Below are 562 nucleotides of genomic sequence, written 5' to 3' on the forward strand. Positions count from 1 at the left end.
GTCCTCGCCGAAGGCCTTGGCCAGTTCGGGCGGCGCCTTGCCGAACATGTCGGCAGCGCCCTTGGGACTGAAGTTGTAGGCCATCGCGGCCCAGAAGAGCGTGGTGTCGCCCCACTGCGCCACGATGCGCTCGAGCCCCTTGCCCGGCTCGGGGTAGATCGAAGGCAGCGGCGCCAGATGCTCCAGCACGTCGCAGATGAGGGCGGTGTCGCAGTAGATGTCGGCCCCGATCTGCAGCATCGGCGTCCTGCGGTAGCCGCCGGTGAGCGTGACGTAGTCCGGCTTCGGAAGGATCGCCGGGATGATCACGGACTTCCAGGCGAGCTTCTTGTAGCCCAGGATCAGCCGCAGCTTCTCGGAGAAGGGCGAGGTCGCGTAGTGGTGGAGGATCAGTTCTGCCATGGTCGGTTCCTTGGTCGTTCGGGTGCTCAATGCGGCTGGGCGCGGGCGATGATCGCATCGAAGTCGATGCCGGCGCCGAGGGTACCGAAGGCGTGGCCCCAGTCGCCTCCGATGCGCGACGCGCAGAAGGCGCCCACCACCGCCGGCGGCGCGGTGCGCG

Annotated in this window: 1 protein-coding gene; it reads right to left on the reverse strand. The window is 68.0% G+C overall.

Annotation, left to right across the window (positions count from 1 at the left end; genetic code table 11):
- Positions 1-402: glutathione S-transferase N-terminal domain-containing protein (locus tag AC1DTN_RS38790; RefSeq protein ID WP_477925540.1), on the reverse strand; the 402-nt coding region annotated here is incomplete at its 3' end.
- Positions 403-562: the final 160 nt, after the last annotated feature.

Source organism: Rhizobium sp. 01T444, assembly GCF_056398305.1.